The 17,909-nt window shown below is 61.0% G+C and carries 21 protein-coding genes; 13 read left to right on the forward strand and 8 right to left on the reverse strand.

The features are described 5' to 3' along the window. Positions 1-7 precede the first annotated feature (7 nt). The 7 genes from HPDFL43_RS07700 to HPDFL43_RS07730 all read left to right on the forward strand — a co-directional run bounded on the left by HPDFL43_RS07700 (position 8) and on the right by HPDFL43_RS07730 (position 5,289). Complete coding sequence (locus HPDFL43_RS07700) at positions 8-1,576, forward strand: Na+/H+ antiporter subunit D (protein ID WP_007196738.1); 1,569 nt, start codon at positions 8-10, stop codon at positions 1,574-1,576. Next, on the forward strand, positions 1,573-2,046 hold the full coding sequence (locus HPDFL43_RS07705) for a Na+/H+ antiporter subunit E (protein ID WP_007196739.1): 474 nt from the start codon (positions 1,573-1,575) through the stop codon (positions 2,044-2,046). Before HPDFL43_RS07700 ends, HPDFL43_RS07705 begins: the two co-directional genes overlap by 4 nt. Further along, complete coding sequence (locus tag HPDFL43_RS07710; protein WP_007196740.1) at positions 2,046-2,453, forward strand: cation:proton antiporter; 408 nt, start codon at positions 2,046-2,048, stop codon at positions 2,451-2,453. Before HPDFL43_RS07705 ends, HPDFL43_RS07710 begins: the two co-directional genes overlap by 1 nt. Beyond that, positions 2,453-2,791, forward strand: coding sequence for a monovalent cation/H(+) antiporter subunit G (mnhG, locus tag HPDFL43_RS07715; protein WP_007196741.1), 339 nt, complete (start codon positions 2,453-2,455; stop codon positions 2,789-2,791). The genes HPDFL43_RS07710 and mnhG overlap by 1 nt, the downstream gene beginning before the upstream one ends. A gap of 259 nt (positions 2,792-3,050) precedes the next feature. Further along, on the forward strand, positions 3,051-3,473 hold the full coding sequence (locus tag HPDFL43_RS07720) for a Ros/MucR family transcriptional regulator (protein WP_007196742.1): 423 nt from the start codon (positions 3,051-3,053) through the stop codon (positions 3,471-3,473). A 372-nt stretch (positions 3,474-3,845) separates the two neighbouring features. After that, positions 3,846-4,487: a helix-turn-helix domain-containing protein gene (locus HPDFL43_RS22245; RefSeq protein WP_007196744.1), complete on the forward strand. Its 642-nt coding sequence runs from the start codon at positions 3,846-3,848 to the stop codon at positions 4,485-4,487. Further along, positions 4,474-5,289 (forward strand): DUF6456 domain-containing protein, encoded by an 816-nt coding sequence (locus HPDFL43_RS07730; protein ID WP_007196745.1) that lies wholly within the window; start codon positions 4,474-4,476, stop codon positions 5,287-5,289. The genes HPDFL43_RS22245 and HPDFL43_RS07730 overlap by 14 nt, the downstream gene beginning before the upstream one ends. Here the strand turns inward: HPDFL43_RS07730 and HPDFL43_RS07735 are convergent. Next, entirely contained in the window at positions 5,255-5,680 is a 426-nt protein-coding gene (locus HPDFL43_RS07735; protein WP_007196746.1) for a SufE family protein, read from the reverse strand. The genes HPDFL43_RS07730 and HPDFL43_RS07735 overlap by 35 nt on opposite strands. A gap of 235 nt (positions 5,681-5,915) precedes the next feature. On the opposite strand from HPDFL43_RS07735, the gene HPDFL43_RS07740 reads away from it, so the two are divergent. Continuing rightward, the gene (locus HPDFL43_RS07740) at positions 5,916-6,812 is read left to right on the forward strand and encodes a PhzF family phenazine biosynthesis protein (protein WP_007196747.1); all 897 of its coding nucleotides are present in this window, start codon (positions 5,916-5,918) and stop codon (positions 6,810-6,812) included. A gap of 202 nt (positions 6,813-7,014) precedes the next feature. Here HPDFL43_RS07740 and HPDFL43_RS07745 read toward each other — a convergent pair whose 3' ends face one another. Next, positions 7,015-7,362, reverse strand: a complete 348-nt coding sequence (locus tag HPDFL43_RS07745; RefSeq protein ID WP_084594594.1) for a DUF5330 domain-containing protein — start codon at positions 7,360-7,362, stop codon at positions 7,015-7,017. A gap of 386 nt (positions 7,363-7,748) precedes the next feature. Between HPDFL43_RS07745 and HPDFL43_RS21925 the strand changes: the two genes are divergently transcribed. The 3 genes from HPDFL43_RS21925 to HPDFL43_RS07760 are packed head-to-tail and all read left to right on the forward strand — an operon-like array spanning position 7,749 to position 11,010. Then, positions 7,749-9,686, forward strand: a complete 1,938-nt coding sequence (locus HPDFL43_RS21925) for a sensor histidine kinase (protein ID WP_245271110.1) — start codon at positions 7,749-7,751, stop codon at positions 9,684-9,686. Then, entirely contained in the window at positions 9,661-10,650 is a 990-nt protein-coding gene (locus HPDFL43_RS07755) for a peptidoglycan-binding domain-containing protein (protein WP_040449125.1), read from the forward strand. The genes HPDFL43_RS21925 and HPDFL43_RS07755 overlap by 26 nt, the downstream gene beginning before the upstream one ends. An 18-nt stretch (positions 10,651-10,668) precedes the next feature. Then, a complete protein-coding gene (locus HPDFL43_RS07760; RefSeq protein ID WP_007196751.1) occupies positions 10,669-11,010 on the forward strand; it encodes a DUF1491 family protein in 342 nt (113 codons plus the stop codon). Positions 11,011-11,036: 26 nt separating this feature from the next. Here HPDFL43_RS07760 and HPDFL43_RS21345 read toward each other — a convergent pair whose 3' ends face one another. Then, complete coding sequence (locus HPDFL43_RS21345) at positions 11,037-12,245, reverse strand: hypothetical protein (protein ID WP_007196752.1); 1,209 nt, start codon at positions 12,243-12,245, stop codon at positions 11,037-11,039. Positions 12,246-12,394: 149 nt separating this feature from the next. Here HPDFL43_RS21345 and HPDFL43_RS21930 point away from each other — a divergent pair, with 149 nt between their 5' ends. Then, positions 12,395-12,631: a hypothetical protein gene (locus HPDFL43_RS21930; protein WP_156970223.1), complete on the forward strand. Its 237-nt coding sequence runs from the start codon at positions 12,395-12,397 to the stop codon at positions 12,629-12,631. A 66-nt stretch (positions 12,632-12,697) separates the two neighbouring features. On the opposite strand, the gene HPDFL43_RS07780 is transcribed toward HPDFL43_RS21930, so the two are convergent. Beyond that, positions 12,698-13,204, reverse strand: a complete 507-nt coding sequence (locus HPDFL43_RS07780; RefSeq protein WP_007196753.1) for an anthrone oxygenase family protein — start codon at positions 13,202-13,204, stop codon at positions 12,698-12,700. After that, complete coding sequence (locus HPDFL43_RS07785) at positions 13,201-13,596, reverse strand: hypothetical protein (protein WP_007196754.1); 396 nt, start codon at positions 13,594-13,596, stop codon at positions 13,201-13,203. Before HPDFL43_RS07785 ends, HPDFL43_RS07780 begins: the two co-directional genes overlap by 4 nt. Before the next feature lie 101 nt (positions 13,597-13,697). Here HPDFL43_RS07785 and HPDFL43_RS07790 point away from each other — a divergent pair, with 101 nt between their 5' ends. Further along, the gene (locus tag HPDFL43_RS07790) at positions 13,698-14,297 is read left to right on the forward strand and encodes a TetR/AcrR family transcriptional regulator (protein ID WP_007196755.1); all 600 of its coding nucleotides are present in this window, start codon (positions 13,698-13,700) and stop codon (positions 14,295-14,297) included. A gap of 63 nt (positions 14,298-14,360) precedes the next feature. Here HPDFL43_RS07790 and HPDFL43_RS07795 read toward each other — a convergent pair whose 3' ends face one another. From HPDFL43_RS07795 to HPDFL43_RS07805, 3 genes are all read right to left on the reverse strand, one after another. Then, complete coding sequence (locus HPDFL43_RS07795; RefSeq protein ID WP_007196756.1) at positions 14,361-14,915, reverse strand: DUF1254 domain-containing protein; 555 nt, start codon at positions 14,913-14,915, stop codon at positions 14,361-14,363. Continuing rightward, positions 14,908-15,495: a DUF1214 domain-containing protein gene (locus HPDFL43_RS07800; RefSeq protein ID WP_007196757.1), complete on the reverse strand. Its 588-nt coding sequence runs from the start codon at positions 15,493-15,495 to the stop codon at positions 14,908-14,910. The genes HPDFL43_RS07795 and HPDFL43_RS07800 overlap by 8 nt, the downstream gene beginning before the upstream one ends. A gap of 161 nt (positions 15,496-15,656) precedes the next feature. After that, on the reverse strand, positions 15,657-17,849 hold the full coding sequence (locus HPDFL43_RS07805; RefSeq protein ID WP_007196758.1) for a transglycosylase domain-containing protein: 2,193 nt from the start codon (positions 17,847-17,849) through the stop codon (positions 15,657-15,659). Positions 17,850-17,909 lie beyond the last annotated feature (60 nt).

The following is a 17,909-nucleotide window of genomic DNA, read 5'->3' on the forward strand; positions in this document are numbered from 1 at the left end:
ACCTGTAATGGCGGGAAAAACTGCGGGCCTTGAAGACCTTTCGGTCGCCTTTGTGATGGAGCCGGTGGCCGCTGCCGACTGGCTGATCCCGGCGCCGGTCGTGTTCTGTCTGCTGGCTGGTTCGGTGCTGTTGATGCTGCGCAAGCGCACCGATCTTCAGCCGCTGATCGCGATCCCGGCGCTTGTGATCCTGAGCGCCCTGACATTGGGATTGTTGGCCCATGTGGTCATCAACGGCACGGCGACGATGACCATGGGGCGCTGGCTGCCGCCCTTTGGTATTTCTTTCACTGTGGATGCACTGGGCGCGTTCTTCGCCGCCACATCATCCCTGGTGGCGCTTGCGGCCGGAATCTATGGCCGCAGCGATGTCGACCATTCCGGACAGCGCTACGGCTTCTACCCGTTCCTGCTGCTGATCATGGCGGGCGTGCTCGGCGCCTTCATGACCGGCGACATCTTCAACCTCTATGTCTGGTTCGAGGTTCTGCTGATCTCGTCCTTCGGCCTGCTGGTGCTGGGGTCTGAGCGCTCGCAGCTCGACGGCGGCGTCAAATACGCCTTCCTCAACCTGATCGCCACCACGCTGTTTCTGGTCGCCACCGGCTATCTCTACGGCCTTTTCGGCACGCTCAACATGGCCGACATCGCGGTCAAGGCATCCGAGCTGCGCGCCGCCGCACCGTTGATGACGCTGGTCACACTGTTCCTGCTTGCCTTCGCCATGAAGGCTGCTGCGTTCCCGGTCAATTTCTGGCTTCCCGCGTCCTATCACACGCCCAAGCTGGTGGTCTCTGCCCTGTTTGCAGGTCTGCTCACCAAGGTCGGCATCTATGCGCTGCTCAGGATCCTCGGCATGCTGTTCCCGGTCGAGCGCCTGGAGCTGTCCTACATCATCGCGATCGCGGCGGCACTGACCATGGTGCTTGGGGTGTTGGGCGCCCTGGCGCAGAACGACATTCGCCGCTCGATGGGCTTTCTGGTGGTCTCGGGCATCGGGGTCATGATGGCCGGTCTTGCCATCGGCAGCCCCGCTGGCCTGTCCGGGACAATCTTCTACGCCGCCCATTCCATGGTGGTGATGACCGCGCTCTATTTCGCCATCGGGATTGGTGCCCAGTTGGGCGGCAGTTTCATGCTGACCTCCGCCGGGGGGCTCTATGCCCGCAATGCAACATTGGCCTTTGTGACGTTGATGCTGTTTCTGTCGGTTTCCGGCCTGCCGCCATTCTCGGGCTTCTGGCCCAAGGTGATGCTGGTCAAGGCCTCGCTCGACATTGGCGCCTGGTGGCTTGCCGGCGCGATCCTTGTCACCGGTCTGCTGACCACGATCACCGTCGGCCGGATCTGGGCGCTGGCCTACTGGCGTCCGGCACAGGCGGAAGCAGCGGAGCAGGCCGCTGCACAGACCTTGCCGGCAGGCGCAGTGGCCGCGCTGGCAGGGCTTGTGATACTCACAATAGGCGCGGGCATTTGGCCGGAGCCGGTAATGGTGCTTGTCCAGGACGCTGCGCGTGGATTGATTGATCCGTCGGCCTATGTGCTTTCGGTGTTTCCGGGGGAGGTGCCGCAATGAGCCTGTTTCTGGTCAATGTGCTGCTGGCGCTGGTCTGGACAGCCGTGACGGGATCGTTCTCGTTCCTGAATTTCGCCTTCGGCTTCGTGCTGGCGATTTTTGCGCTGTCGCTGATCCGCGAACAGGTGGGCTCCGTCGGCTATTTCTCCCGTTCCCGGCGTGTCATTTCCCTGTTCCTGCTGTTCATCTACGAACTGGTGCTTTCGGCATGGCGGGTTGCGGTGCTGGTTCTGTCGCCGCGAATGGATCTCAAGCCTGGCATCATTGCCTATCCGCTCAAGGTGGACCGCGATTTTGAAATCACCATGCTCGCCAATCTGATCACCCTGACGCCGGGCACGCTCTCGGTTGACGTGTCCGACGATCGGCGCATCCTCTATGTCCACGCCATCGACGCCTCCGATCCGGATTCCACACGGCGCGACATTGCCGAAGGCTTCGAGCGCAAGATCATGGAGGCGTTTCGCTGATGTCCGTCCAGACCATTTTCGATTTTTCGGTCACGCTGGCACTTGCCATCCTGTCGCTGTCCTTTTTCGTCACCATCTACCGCATCATCAAGGGGCCGACGCTGCCTGACCGGATACTCGGTCTCGACATGCTTGTCGGTATCGCCATCGGCTTCATTGCTGTGGTTGGCATCAAGACCGGCTATGCGCTTTACATCGACGTCGCGATTGCGCTTGGTCTGGTGGGTTTCCTTGCGACGGTGGCCTTTGCACGCTTCGTTCTGTCGCGCGGCAAGACCGAGGACGATATTCTGGCGGAAGCGCGGCTGGCGGCCAGCGAAGCACGGCGCGAAGTCCGCGCCGCGGCAAAGGCCGTTGCCAAGGCGAATGACGGCACAGCGCGCAATCCAGAGCAGGGAGAACGCTGATGTATGAGCTTGCAACTCTGGTATCGGCCGCGTTTTTGTTGATCGGATCGCTGTTTGCGCTGGTGGCGGCGGTGGGCCTGCTGCGCCTGCCGGATCTCTACACCCGCATGCATGCAGCCTCAAAGGCGGGCACCATGGGTTCCTGCCTGATGCTGATCGCCCTTGCCATTCACGCTTCCGATGTCGGCACAGTTACGCGTGCGCTCGCAGGTGTCGTGTTCTTCCTGCTAACGGCTCCGGTCTCTTCACATCTCCTGGCCAAGGCAGCCTACAGTGTCGGTTACCGATTGCATTCGTCATCAGTGCTAGACGAAATGGCTCCGAAAGAAGAAAAGTAAAAACAAAATATGTGATCAACATGTGTTGCAACCAGAAACTTTAAATTTATCCAGCTCGCGCTATAATTAAAACATAGTTCTGTAATATGCGGAGATTTGGAAATAAAGTTACGTTTCTCGCTAAATCTCGTACTTGTCAGCCGTAGAATTCCATGTCAGCAACAGTGACAAGCCTCCCAGGTGAGTTTGGTGTTCAAAGCACAATAAGTAATTAGCTGAATTCAACGGCTGGCTTATTCACAAAAGTTAGGACAAGACGATGACAGAAGTAACCAAAGACAACGGATCGGATTTTCTCATAGAGTTGACCGCTGAAATTGTCGCCGCCTATGTGAGCAACAACTCAGTTGCTGCAAACGACCTCCCAAACGTGATTTCCCAGGTGCATTCCGCGCTTGGCGGCGCGACCGCGCCGGTGGAAGAAGTGGTTGAAAAGCCAAAGCCGGCCGTTCCGGTTCGCCGTTCAATTCAGAATGATTATCTGATCTGCCTGGAAGACGGCCAGAAGTTCAAGTCGCTCAAGCGCCACCTGATGACTCATTATGGCCTGACGCCTGAGCAGTACCGCGAAAAGTGGGATCTTGCTCCCGATTATCCGATGGTCGCTCCTTCCTATGCAGAAGCCCGTTCGCGGCTCGCCAAGGAAATGGGTCTGGGCCAGAAGCGCAAGCGCGGCAAATGATCCGATAGCCTCTGGCGCAGCAGTTGCGGTTCGTTCGTCAACCCCGAACGGCAACAGGGTGCCGGAGCAAATTTGAGCTGCGGGTTTTTTTAGATCGGGACCGCAGCGCATTTCAAACCGTGGCCTCGCGCCACGGTTTTTTTGTGCCCGGTTTTCCGCTGCCGGCATCGGCCAACGCATGCCGCATCCGCATCGCGAGGCGGTGCGAATGCCGGATCTCTCTTAGGGTGAGGAAAAAAATCCTATATAATTTCACAATTGTCCCTGGAAACATTGAAAAAACAACGTTAAGGTGCAATGGGTGGGTGGCTGCACGTCCGCATTATCTGCATATCATGTAAGAAAATATTCCTATAACAGGAGATTTTCATCATGGCGAAACATACCCGTAAGTCCGCAGGTCCCAGGTTCGAACCCGTTGGGGCATCAAGGTTGACCAGAGCATCGCGAACCGAATGGCGGGCCCCGCCCGCCATTCGGAACCACGGCGTTGATGGCGCGGCCGGGTTTGCCCAGTGGCGTGATGTGGCGACGGCTGTCTTCATTGGCTCGCAGGCAGGCGTCGCGTCCCAGGACAGCGGCTCACCCGGCGCGCAGCGGCAGCCGGCGCCGCAGGGTCTGTCCGAACCCGCATTGGGCGACATCTTCGCCTATGCAGGTCCGGCAGCCGGGTGGGCCAATGCCATCGATGTTCTGCGTTGCCGGGTGGTGCTGCGATTGGTCACCGAACTCTTCGATGCCGCTCTGGAACGTGAACTTGCCAATGGCGTGGCACGGCGCAGACCGCGCTGTCATATGCGCCAGATCGCGATGTATTTGAGCCATGTGGTGCTTTCCGTGCCCTATCGGACCATTGCCAGAGCCTTCGGCCGCGACCGCACCACGGTGGTTCACGCCTGTGCGGTGGTCGAGGACCGGCGCGACGATCCTGGCTATGACCGGTTTGTTGAACGTTGTGAGCGTTGCGTCAATGCGATCTTTGCGCCCTTTGGAGGCTCCCATGAAGAGCGCTGAGACGCGCGCCATGCGCAAGGCTCTGGCCGGTATGGTCGGTTTTCTGGCGCGCGGCGCCGCAACCCGGGATTATGCGGATCAGCCGTCAGACAGCCATCTCATTGGTCTGGTCCGCGGCGACGGGGCCAAACGCCAGTTTGATCCGGCGTTGTTGAAAGCGGCGCTGTCACGCGGGCTCATCACCCGCCGGACCGGTCCCGGCATCAGGACAAGCACAATTGCCATCACCGATGCGGGCCGGGCCGCTCTCAGGCGCCTGATCGCCGACCCGGACAGCGCCTTTCAGGACCAGCACCGGCAGATGGTGGCAAGAACCGACCAGGAGTTCGGGGCTGTGACCGTCAATGTTCTCGAATCTCCGCTTTCGGCGTTGGCCAGGATCAAGGGCCGGGACGGGGCCCCGTTTCTCAGCGAGGATCTGGTTGAAGCAGGTGAACGGTTGCGCGCCGATTTCACCCGTGGACAAATGACCCCATCGCTTGGCCAACGCTGGGAGCCGGTGCGGGCCGGGCGGATGTCTGGCCAGGCGGGCGGAGTTCAGGATCTCACCGATGCAGCCCTTTCTGCGCGCCAGCGGGTCGAAGCGGCCACAGGGGCCATCGGTCCCGAACTGTCGGGAGTTGTTCTCGACGCCTGCTGCTTTCTCAAGGGGTTGTCACAGATCGAACGCGAGCGGCAATGGCCTGTGCGCTCGGCCAAGCTGATGCTGCGCACCGCGCTTCAGGCACTCGCCCGGCACTATCAAACCCCGCGGAGCAATATTGAAACTAGCCGGCGCGCGCCGCCGCCGCATGCGCCTTGATCCGCATCACCATGGAGCGCAGGCCATTGGCGCGCTGCGGCGTCAAATGCTCGCCGAGGCCAAGCTTGGCCAGCAGCGCGGCCTCATCGAATTGTTCGACCTGAGAGGCTTTGTGGTCCGACGTTGCTGCAAGAACAATCCCCACCAGGCCACGAACGATATGCGCGTCTGAATCGCCGCGAAACACCATCACCGGATCGCCGGATTCGCCCGGCTTGGTCTCGGCGACAAGCCACACCTGACTGGCGCACCCCTTGACCTTGTTGTCCTCGGTGCGGTCTTTTTCGGGCATGTCGGGCAGCGCCTTGCCGATCTCGATAAGATAGCGGTAGCGATCTTCCCAATCGTCAAGATACTCGAAGTCGTCAATAATGGTTTGCAGCTTGCTCATGTTTAAATCCCGTAACTGTCGAGACATATAGGCGGAATCGATCTGGGATACACCCCGTAACCCTTGAATTGCAGCTTGGATTTTTCCCCAGGCGCGAATGTCATGATCGCAGCCCTGCAAGACCACCAGCCAGTCTCCCAGTGCCAAGCGGGGCTTTGTGCCGGACAGGCCGTTGCGCGGGCCGGTCCGCTCCGGCTAGATGCAGGCATACCGAACATCAACAGGCAGGGTCTCGATGAACTACCCATTCAGAACGGTGGATGTTTTTACCACCCGGCGATTCGGCGGCAATCCGCTGGCGGTTGTCTTGGAGGCCGATACGCTTGATGGCGCACAGATGCAGGCGATTGCGCGGGAATTCAACTACTCGGAAACGACCTTCGTGATGCGCCCCTCCGACCCCGCCAACACGGCAAGGGTGCGCATTTTCACCCCGGCCGTGGAGGTGCCTTTCGCAGGTCACCCGAATGTTGGCACTGCCTATGTTCTGGCGATGCTTGAGCCGTCGTCATCACAGACGACCGGGTTTGTCTTTGAAGAAAATGCAGGCCTGGTTCCAATCTCCCTGGAGTGGTCCGGCAATGAGCTCGAGAGCGTCGAACTCACGGCGCCCGAAGCACTTTCGCTTGGATCGGGGTTTGACACAGCCGATGTGGCAGCAAGTGTGTCGCTTGAAGCCGGCGACATTCTCACGGCCCTGCATCCGCCCGTCATCGCATCGGTGGGACTGCCGTTTCTCGTTGGCGAAGTTGCCAGCCGGTCAGCGCTTTCGGCCGCGCGTATCAACAAGGAGGCTGTTTCGCGGATCCTGCCGACCGACGGGGCCGATGCGATCTATCTCTATTGCCGTCATCCAGGGCCCGCGGATGGCGATGCCGACCTTACCGCGCGGATGTTTGCGCCCTGGGACGGTGTGGCCGAGGATCCGGCCACCGGCAGCGCAACGGCCGCCGCCTGCGCCCTGATATCCAGTCTTGAGAAGGGCGGCCCGCAGCCGCGGCAATTCAAGGTCGCGCAAGGCATCGACATGAACCGGCCAAGCCTTATCGGCATCGCGATCGAAGTCGGGGGGCAGGTGGTCAAGATAAGCGGCAGCTGTGTGCCGGTGTTGAGTGGCGAGATCCAAGTCTAGCTGGAGGCTTTGGGCGGTCTGTCTGCGCCCGGGTTCGCTCAAGGGCCGAAAAAAAGAAAACGCCGCCGGGAGGAAGGGCTGTTTCCCGGCGGCGGCGCGTCAGACGCGACTGGAGTTGGCAGTTTTCTGCATCATGAAGTCGATAAATTCGTGCCAGCCCCCATGATCGGAGTATCGAGGACCGGTTGACCGTCTGTGGCGATCAGTTGTTGGCGGTGGTGCTGTCGATTTCGGTTGGTGGGAGCGAGCCGGTCATCAGTTCGCTTTCACCGTCGGCGAATTTTGAGTCGAGAAACTCATAGGCGATCCGGGCGCCTTCTTTGGCGCGGATGCCGAGAGCTGCGAATGTTTCGCTGCCTGTCTCGCACACGTCAGGTTTGCGCAAGCAGATCTGCTTGATGTCTTCAAATGCATCCATCGCCGCGGCCATGCTTTGGCCGACCTCGAGCGGTGGCGCGTTTTCGAGTGTCTCGCGCGAGCCGCTGTCAAAAACCGGCAACGCGATCAGCACAAGTGAAAACCAGAAACTTCCCTTGATCAGAAACCACATTGTTAAGCCCTTCCTGTTGCCCGCCATCTATGGACGGTGTGTCCGACGTGTCCCGAACTTGAACAGGAGTGTGCCCGACAACTCTCAAAAGCGGCTTGAAATGGGACTCTGCTTTTGATCCAAATTTGATGAAAAATTTAATCAACCCGGTTCTGCGGGGTTCTGATCAGGCAATCGATGGCTTTGCACGTGCGGTACGGCAAGCTCTTGTCCTCTCCGGCAAACCCCTCATTAACCATGATCACCAAAGTCAGGCGGAATCTCCATCTGGAGGCCCTTTTCGCCCAGCATACAAGAGCAGGGGGGGCTGTCTTTATTCTTTCTTTAAGCCGCCACTGCCACAGTCCCTCCAACAACAAAAAACTGCGGCGTGTATGGAATCGGCAGTGAGAGCATTGGAAAATTTCTTCGACAGGATGATTGTGGCCGGCCGGCAGATTGCAAGCTCATGGCTTGTGACGCCGGCTTTCGGCCCTGCAGATCACGACCAGCGGGTCGGAGCCATGGCGGCTTGCCTGTCGGGCGCCATTCTCGCCCCATTGATCCTGCTGCCAGCCCTGCTTGCCAGCCTCACCTTGTCTACAGCGCTTGCCACAGCCCTGTTTGCCGCAGCGCTGCCGATTGGAGCTGCAGGGGTTCTGGCTGCAACCGGGTCGACCCGGCTGACCGGATATCTGGTTCTGGGCGCGGCAGCTGCACTGCTTTGCATCCTGGTGAGCCTCAACGGTGGGCTGAACTCGCCTCTGTTGCCGGTTCTGGCGCTCCTGCCGCTCGAGGCAGCCGTCCTTTCGAAAAGCCGCGCCGGCCTCGCTGCCGGTTCGGCCGCCGCCCTTGCGTCGATTGCGGCGATCGCCATGTTTGACGGTTTCGCCGCGCCGGCCGCGCTTTCTCCGGCGAGTGCGATCTCCGTGTTCGTCTCCCTGTTGCTCTATGGCCTGGTCCGGGGCGGACTTTATGCGCTGCGTGCACCTGAAGCTGTGGCAATGGCCGGAACAGGTGCATCGCCTGATGTGCCCGTGAGCAACAGCAAGGCTGCTTCCCCGGATGCGCAAAACGCTCCCATGGAGCCCAAACACGCCGCCATGGAGCAAGTGGCTGCCGACGTCCCGCAGATCCTCGACCTGATGCCGGGCCTTATCACCCGTCACAATGCCCACGGCAACGTGGTCTGCGTTGCGGGCAGGGATAAACATGCCTGCCTTGGGTGGATCGGCGATGTAACCGGCCGCGGGTTCATCAACCGCATCCATGTCGCCGACCGGATTGCCTTTCTTGACGCATTCGACGCGCTGCGCCTTGGCGAAAGCCGCCGGGAGTTCGAACTCCGCTTCGAGCGGATCGACGCCGCTGGACAGTTTGTCCACGCGGCCCTCTCGCTGTCGGCCGAGCATGGCCCCGATGGCAGCTTTGCTGGCGTATTTGTTCAAAGCCGCGATATCTCGGATCAGGTTGCGGGGCGCTTGCGGGCCAGCACAATGGCCGACGAAGCCGACATGGCGAATGCGTCCAAGACCCGTTTTCTGGCTGCCGTCAGCCATGAGCTGCGCACGCCGCTGAACGCCATTCTCGGGTTTTCCGACATTCTTGCCCGCGAGATGTTCGGCAAGTTCAATGACGAACGGCAGCGCGAATATGTTGAGCTGATCCACCAGTCGGGTGAGCATCTGCTGGCGCTGGTCAACACCATGCTCGACATGTCAAAAATCGAATCCGGACGCTATGAGGTGTTTGTCGAACCCTTCTTGCTCAGCGAAGTCGTGGAAAGGTGTGATGCCATGCTCCGGCTTCAGGCCGAGCAACGTGGCGTGGTGATGACCCGCCGGATGGCCCCGGGGCTCGGCGAAGTCGTGGCCGACCGTCGCGCAGTTCAGCAGATCCTGATCAATCTGATTGGAAACGCCATCAAGTTTACCGAGGCCGGCGGTGTGATCAATGTTGATGCGGGGATCCACGAGGGTTTGCTGGTGCTCTCTGTCAGCGATACCGGAATCGGGATCCCCGAGGAAAAACTCGCGCTGATCGGTCAGCCCTTCGTGCAGGTGCAGAATGGGCTCGCCCGCCATTTCGAGGGCACCGGACTTGGCCTGTCGCTGGTCAAGGGCCTGGTCGACCTTCACGGCGGCCAGTTCGCCATAGCAAGCCAGGAAGGCGAGGGGACGGTGGTCACCATTCGGCTCCCCGTCAATGGCTCGGGGGCAAATGCGCCAAAATCCCAGACAGACGCACAAGCCCCGATCGCCTTTCCACCGGTGCTGCCCGGTGCAGACCGCCAGCAGGATGTAAGCAGGAACGAGACCAATGCCAAGACAGCGCTCAGCGCCTGAATTGTATGATGCGGATGCTTTTAAAGGCCGCGGCGTGCTGGGCACGCTGGGACGGCTTGTTTCCGCGCATCCCTCCCTGGCAGGAGGGACAGTGGCGTTCACGGTGATATTCAGTTTCATTTCGGCCAATGCGCTGTGGAGCCAGCCGGGCAATCATCCCGCACCGATTCTCAAGACCCGCGAGGTTGGACCACCAACCGCCCATGCCTTGACGCCGGTGGCAGACACGGCCGCGCCAGCGGTGGCGGACGTGCCGGCACGCAGCGTGACAACCTTCAGGATCGAGCGCAGCGACGAGACTTCGACGGCCTCGATTCCGGTGCCAAACATCGCGCCGGCACCCGCGCCCGCAATGTCCCCGGCGACCACATCGGCTGCTGCCCCGGCGCTTTTGAAGGCCGATCCGGTCCTGGCCCGCATACAGGAAATCCTGGCTGCAAGAGGGCTTTACAGCGGCGAAATCGATGGCCTGATGGGTCCGAAATCCGCAGCCGGCATCCGCGCCTGGGAAAAGGCCAATGGCTATGTCGAAACCGGTGAGCCGACATCCGGACTTCTGGCGGTTATGGACACCCCGGCAGCAGCACCCGCGCCGAAGCCGGCAGCGCCCGTTGCAGCGGTTGAAACGGTAAGTCTCGAGGTCGCGCCGACGCCGACGTCGCGGCCAAAACCGGTGGCCGGTCCCACGGTCACATCCGTGCCGGCACCGGCCATCAAGGCCGATCAGGTAAGCGGCGAGGCGGTCACCGAACCGGCGCCTGCCGTCTCCGGCGTGAGCGAACTGGTGCGTCAGATCCAGTCGGGTCTGTCCAACATCGCCTATGCCGACATCACAGTGGATGGTGTCGCCGGAACCCAGACAAAGTCGGCAATCCGGGCGTTCGAAAAGCACTACCGGTTGCCGGTCACGGGAGAGCCGAACCAGACGGTTCTCAACAAGCTCCTTGAAATTGGTGCCCTGTGAGGACCGAGTGAGGCCCAGGTGAGGCTCAAGACCGGTCTTTTTGTTTCCGCGCTGGTGCGCCGCGTATTCTCAGATGGCGGGATGGCAGCGATTGAAAAACGGGGTTCGGAAGAGGCCGGCGCTGTCTTCATCCGCATTCGCCACCGTGATGGCGCCGAGAGCCTGGCGGCTCCGGCACCGCAGACCGCATTCGACACCGCACGGCCCGATGCGCGGCTGTTCGAATTGCGTGCTGTGCGGGCGCAAGGTCACGAGGTCTCTGAGGCGATTGCCCGTGAGAGCCGGTTTGACCCGGATATCTGGGTGGTCGAAATCGAAACCGACGCACCCGAAACCTATCTCGATTTCTCAGAAGCCTGATTGGCCGTGCGCCGTTTTGCGTGCTCTTAACCCGCTTTGCGAGGCGTCCCAGATCTTGGTGTGATGGGCTTGCGATTGTCCTGACGGTGCTCGTTGCGAGTTGTCGGGCCGCTGGCTTGAGACCGCACCGGCTTTCCGTCCGCCAGAGCGGGGACATGCAACGCTCCGCCCGACGTATAGCGATCGGCCCGCTGCCAGGCAGAGAGCCTTTCCACACAGGCCTGCGGATCGAGATCCGACATCAGGTCATTGGCCTGGGTCTGCAGCGTCGATGGTTTGGAGAGATGCGGGAAGAAGCTCTCAAGCGCTGCCTTTGTGGTTTCCGGTGGGGCTTTGAGCGCAATCAGGGCAGTGGCGAGCTGCCGCCCCGACAGATCCATCATAATGCGTTCTGCGAGCGCATAGGAGGTCTGCATGGCGTCGGCAAGGGCGGTGGCAAACCAGCTCTCATGGTCTGGCTTGGCGTATTTGGCAAGCTGATGCAGGCGCGCATCCGCAAGCCGGCGAAGGGTCGCAGCCGAAGTCCCCGCCGTTGTCTTGCCGGAACTTGTGGCCTGCTGTTCGACGGCTTTCTTGCGCTGGCCTACAGGCCGGTTGAGTGGCGCATTGTAACCTGGTTTTGCTCGCTCTGCTGCAGCAGCGGGCGTGCGCAATGCCAGCGCCCGCAATTGTTCTCGCAGCGTCTCGCTCGGATCCAGCGGTGGCGTTTCCACGGTCCGCAGTTCAGCTTTGGCCAGGCGCTCGTAGCGCGCGTCGATTGAAGGTGATCCCTGTTTGGCGGGATCCGGGATCAGTCCGCGCAACACCAGCAGGCTTTCCACAGATGGGTCACCAAGAGCGCGCAGCGAGGCAATTGCCTTTGGGGACAGATCGGAGCGGCGGGCGGCCGCGCGAGCATGCGGTGCGCCGTTGAGTGCGACGGCACGCTCAAGCGCGCTTTCCTTGAGACCGGCAAAATGGGCAATGAAGGGAGCTGCGATCTCGACGGGCTGGTTTATCAGGTGCTCTGCGACATCATCGGGGACGCGCGGCAAACGCGAAAGCACGGCAGCCGCGGTGCGCCGGGTCTGGATGGAGGCGGCCTCGAACAGGGGCAGAAAGAGTTTTGAAAACCGGGCCATGTCCTGACGGGAAGGCCGGTCGAGATACTCAAGGCCGCTGATTGCGGCCATCAGAACCGCATCTTTGCGGTGGGCCGCTTCGGGCCGTTCGAGATCACGGAAACTGTCGGACACGGGAACACCTGACTGGTACGCTACACACACTTGCTTCAATTTATCCGCAAACCGTTAGCAAGCTGTTAACCAAAGTTAGGCTTGATGGCGAAGAATTAAGGAGAAGAGTGTCGAGCGTATTTCCTGTTCCACGACGTTGGAGAGACGAAATGGCGACAATATTGGCTTTTGATCCATCAGGATCCAGACGAGCAACCAGATCCGGTCAGGCAGGAAAAACTGTGGAAGGGCCGGCTCAAATCCTTATCTTTACTGGTGTGCGCCGCGAGCAGTTGGCCGCCGATGAAGCAACGGAAGGGTCCACACGGCGACCTGAGCCGATGTTTGATGATCCGCTTCCAAGCAAGCCTCGCGGCCGCAAAAACGGGCGCCGGAAGAAAGCCTGACAAGAAGGTCAGTGCGAGCCAAAGCTCGCGCATGACGGCATCAATGATGTTTGACTACGGCCGGTGTCAGGCCGCTCGGCCGAGGCCCGTGAGGCCCGTGAGGCCCAGACCGGCCATGATGACCGCCAGGCCAGAGGCCACGGTGCGGATCTGGTTCCAGAATTGCCATTGATCGGAATAGTCGCGCCAGATGGCCGTGACGTCTGCGGCCGTGTTGGCGAGATCGACCTCAGCCAGCGCTTCGTTCATCGGGACATTGACAAGCGCGGTGACGCCAAATCCTCCGATCAGATAGACCAGGGCCGAAACACCGAACCAGGTGGCAGGTGCCTTGCGCCGCTTGAGCGCCAGCGCCAGCGATAAAGCGAAAAGCGCCACCGGAGTGAGGAAAAAGGCCGGGAAGAACACCGCATTTCTGACCGAGGCATTCATCGCCTGCATGGCTTCGATGGCGCGGGCGGGGGGAAGTCTGTCGAGCCCCCACATGGTGGAGCAAACCCAGGCATAGAAAAAGCCGAAGATGGCGGCCGTCAGCAGCAGTGCCGTGAGTGGCAGAATGCGGGTGGAGATCATGTCCGCGTTTCCTCTGGCAGTGTTGCCCGGGCAATGAACCGTGGGGCAAACATGTTGGCGATCAGCACCAGGGAGGCCAATTGACCGGCAATGACTGCGGGCCAGATCAGCGCGAATTGCGGATCGAAATACTTTTGCGGCCCGAAGGACAGCAGCGCCAGCAATGCGGCAAACAGGCCAAGTCCACGGCCCGCGCCGCTCGACCCTGCGCCCAGGATCAAGGCCGCGGCCGCAACCGACAATGCGACGCCAAGGAAGGGTGCAATGGCGAACGGCGCGATCGCGGCGGGGGGATGTGGCGCAACCCCGGCATAGAGCGCGGCCAGCATGACAGATTGCAGGATGATCAATGCCGCAAGGGCAGCGGCGGGAAGGCGGTCTGTGGTGGTCATGAACTGTCTCCTTAAGCGTAATCAGGTGTACGGTTGCTAATATCCGTAATTCAGTTTACGGTTTTCGTCAACAGCTCGAATTCAACCGGAGAAGACTGAACATGCGCGAGGAGACCAGGGCCGCCCGCCAGGATCAGATAGAGCAGGCGGCCTATGCAGTGCTTGAAGAGAAAGGCTATGCGGCCACTTCGATGCTGGCCATTGCCAAGCGGGCACGCGCTTCCAATGAGACGCTGTACAATTGGTATGGCGACAAGACCGGCTTGTTCCGCGCGCTGGTGATGCGCAATGCCGATACGGTGCGCTCGCTGCTTGAGGATTCGCTCGCCTCCGGTGCGCCACCGCTTGAGACCCTGCGGGTTCTGGGCCCGCAATTGCTGACGCTCCTGATCAGTCCGCGCGCGGTGCAGCTAAACCGCGCCGCCGCCGCCGATCCGACCGGGGAGCTTGGCGCTGTGATTGCCGAAAGGGGCCGGGAAAGTGTGGCGCCGCTGATCGGTGAGGTTCTGGTCCGGGCCAAAGCTGAAGGATTGATCGAATTTGAAGAGGTAGGAGACGCAATCGGCCTTTATCTCGATCTTCTGGTCGGTGATTTGCAGATCCGCCGGGTGATCGGCCGTCAGCCACCGCTTGACGAGGCGGCAATCGCCGCTCGCGCCGAGCGTGCGCTTCAGCGGTTTCTCAGATTGAGCCGGCAGTGAGACCTGGAGCGTCAACAATACCGTCACAATGACCCGGAACCAAATGTGGAGTTACGCTCCGGTTCAGATCTGGACTATCGTGTAGGGCGCGCAGGAGGCGTTGGCGACAAAGGCGCGTGCCGCGGGTTCCAGGCTTGGCAGCGGCGCAATGGCGCGCAGAGCCACGAAACCCTTCGGATTTGCCAGCTCCACCAGGACAGAACGTTCGAGCGCTTCTGGCATCACCCGGCGCAATTGCAGCATCTGTGAGGGGGTGACGAAAACGATGTCGACATTCACCCCGATCGAGGAGCGGTCATTCATTGAATAGGTTTCGTTCGATCCCGGATCATAGGCGGCCACCGTCCACACCGGCGTAGTGCCAGACGCCAGGATCCGCACCGGCATGTCGGTGATGTCGAAATGGCACACCGCCGTGCGGATATGCGGGTCCTCATTGTAGAGCCCGGTGGCGTTGGGCTCATTTGCGAGCGGAAAGAACCGGTTTGACACGCCGAGAGCCGTCACCCGGCTCCAGGTGTCGGTGCCGGTCCAGCGCGGCACTTCGAGAATGGTAATGATGTGAATCAAGGCAGCCCCGACGAGGCCGATGACGATCGCCAGCAGCGCACTACGCATCGCGGCACCCGATCTGTCTGATCGTCGGCATGTCGAGCTCGATCAGTCCCGCGCTGCCTGCAGTCGGCGTATCGATGAGGGTGAGCACGAAAGCGACCCCGCTGTCGGCGTCGAGCCTGATCCAGTTGCCCGTTGCGGGCTTTGCCGAAAGGGTGATGCGGAACGTGCCGTCGGGTTCGCGCAGCGTGGTCCATGAGGTCAGGCTGGCAGGAAACATTTCTGCGGCGGGAAGCGGTGTTCCGGCGTTGTCGGTGGTGCGCAGCGTCCAGAACCGCGCCGGCGGTGTCTGCCCGCTCACCTCGTAGCTGCAAAGGCCGGAAAGCGCGTCGCCATCCTGATCTTCGCTGGCGGTGAACACCAGCCCTTCCGCGCGCCCGAGCAGAATCCGGCCGTCACTGGCGCGATGGGCCTTGGCGAAGGGGTCGGCGCTTGCAGTCTGCAGCTCCGGATAACCGACCCAGGGGCCAAGGCTGATGGCGCCGAACCCCGACGTGGCGGTAAGCACGCGCGATGCTGACCACATGCCGCCGCCAAAGGCGATCACCAGCGAGAGCAGGATCAGGAGGGGGAGGCGGAACACAGCTGCGAATGTCCTTCGTCAATCATGATGATTGGTTGCACGTACGGGTCTTAGCCAACCTTGAAAGATGTCCGGCTGAACCAACCGCGCAATCTACGAAGCACTTGAAATCATGCATTGAGCCGACCGCCCCGGTGTTCCCCAAATCGCGATATGGCTTATCACCGTTCGACGGTATTGGGAACCGGCTCGACGCCGGTATCGGCGGCGGCCAGACGTTCGGGCGGACTGAGCGGCTTGGCATTCTCGAAGGCCTGGCCAAGCGCACGCAAGATTGCCGTTGAGTTACGGTTGAGGGTGCGCGGCCGTTGCAGCCTTGGCAGCGCATTGCCGTCGGAATCTGTCTGCGCGGCGGCGACGCGAGCGCCGGCGAGTTGTTCCGGGAACGGATCTTCCACGCCGGGAACGGCGCGCAGCTCGATATCCTGATGGGCATAGTCCATCAGCCGTTTGAAGGTCATGGCCGGCAGCGATCCGCCCGTCATCCGGTTCGATGAAGTGTAATCGTCATTGCCATACCAGACGGCAGCCGTGAAATTGCCGGTGTAGCCGCAGAACCACGCATCGCGATAGGCCTGCGTGGTGCCGGTCTTGCCGCCGGTCAGCACGCCATCGACCGCCGCGCGGCGGCCGGTGCCGACATAGGGGACCCGCGTCAGCATCTGGTTCATCGAATTCGCCGCCTGTTCCGATAGAACCCGCTCAGCCGGTGGTTCATCGCGGGCAAAATCGTAAAGCACTTCGCCGCTGTAGGTGAGGATCTGCGAAACGCCGTGACGCCGGGCCTGAAGCCCGCCTGCGGGAAACACCGCATAGGCAGTGGCCTGATCAAGCACTGTCATCTCGGAGGTCCCGATCGGGATTGTGACATCGCGGCGGATTGGTGTTTCGACGCCGAACTTTTTCGCGATCTCCATGATCTGTCCGACCCCATCCTCCCCGAGCCGCTCCTTGGTAATGCGGACCGGAATGGTGTTGATCGATCTGGCAAAGGCCGTCTTCATGTCGACCCGTCCCGAATAGCTGTTGTTGTAGTTCTTCGGATTCCAGTTTCCCCAGAAGATCGGTGCGTCGACGATCGCGGTGTCCGGGGTCATGCCGGCTTCCATAGCCAATGCATATGGGAAAATTTTGAACGAAGAGCCGGGTTGCCGGAGTGCGCGTGAGGCGCGGTTGAACTGGCTCTCACCATAATCCCGCCCGCCGACCATGGCCCGTACAGCACCTCCGTTCTCGATCAGAACCAGCCCCGCCTGCGAGACACGATATCTCTCGCCATACTGGCGCAGCGTGGTTTCGACGGCAGCTTCGGCAGCGTCTTGCATGCCGATGTCGATGGTGGTGCGCACGATAAAGGAATGTTCGTCAAACCCGGCGGCGATGCGCTGCACTTCCTCAAAGGCCCAGTCGAGAAAGAAATCGGGCGCGTCGGTGCCGCCCCGGTCGATGACATTGGCGGGATTGCGCCGCGCGCCGATCACCTGGCCCTCGGTCATCAGATTGCCCTGAACCAGGTTGGACAGCACTTCATTGGCCCGCGCTCGGGCGGCGGGCAGGTTGATGTGCGGCGCATAGCGGGCAGGGGCCTTGAACAGGCCCGCGAGCATTGCCGCTTCCGCTATCGAGACCTCGGTGATGTTCTTGCCGAAGTAGAACCGCGCCGCAGCTGCTGCACCAAAGGTGCCGCCGCCCATATAGGCGCGGTCGAGATAGAGCCTCAAAATTTCGGATTTTGGCAGATTGGCCTCGAGCCAGAAGGCCAGGAACGCCTCCTTGACCTTGCGCTCGATGGTCCGCTCATTGGTCAGAAACAGGTTCTTGGCCAATTGCTGGGTGATGGTGGAGCCGCCCTGAACAACCGAGTTGGCCTTGACGTTTTCGGTCATGGCACGCGCCAGACCCAGGAAATCGATGCCGAAATGCTCGAAAAAACGCCGGTCCTCGGTGGCCAGAACCGTTTTGATGAAGTGATCGGGCAGCTGGTCGATGGGCACAGAATCCTCGTGGATGACGCCACGGTGGCCGATCTCGTTGCCGTAGCGATCCAGGAAGGTGACGGCGAAATCGTCCCGCGCGCGCCAGTTGCCCGACGTCTCCTCGAATGCCGGAAGCGCCAGCGCCAGGAGCAGCACGAACCCGGCGGTGCCGACATTCATGCCTTCGCCGGCAAATTCGAACACCGCTTTCCAGACCCCGCGGGTGCGGAACCGGCGGAAGAAGATGGTGATCTCCTCCCAGATTTCGCCCACGCGGAAGCCGGCGTTCCAGATCGACGAATCGATCCAGGAATCGATCCTGAGCAGCAGGTTGGAGCGCTTGCGCGGCCGGTTTTCCTGGTTGAACGGGTCTTGCACGGGCCTTGGTCCATTGCGGGTTGCCGCGGCAGCTTTCGCCGCGCGTCGGTTTGACCGTGC

The sequence above is a fragment of the Hoeflea phototrophica DFL-43 genome (assembly GCF_000154705.2).
In the GTDB taxonomy this organism is placed as follows: domain Bacteria; phylum Pseudomonadota; class Alphaproteobacteria; order Rhizobiales; family Rhizobiaceae; genus Hoeflea; species Hoeflea phototrophica.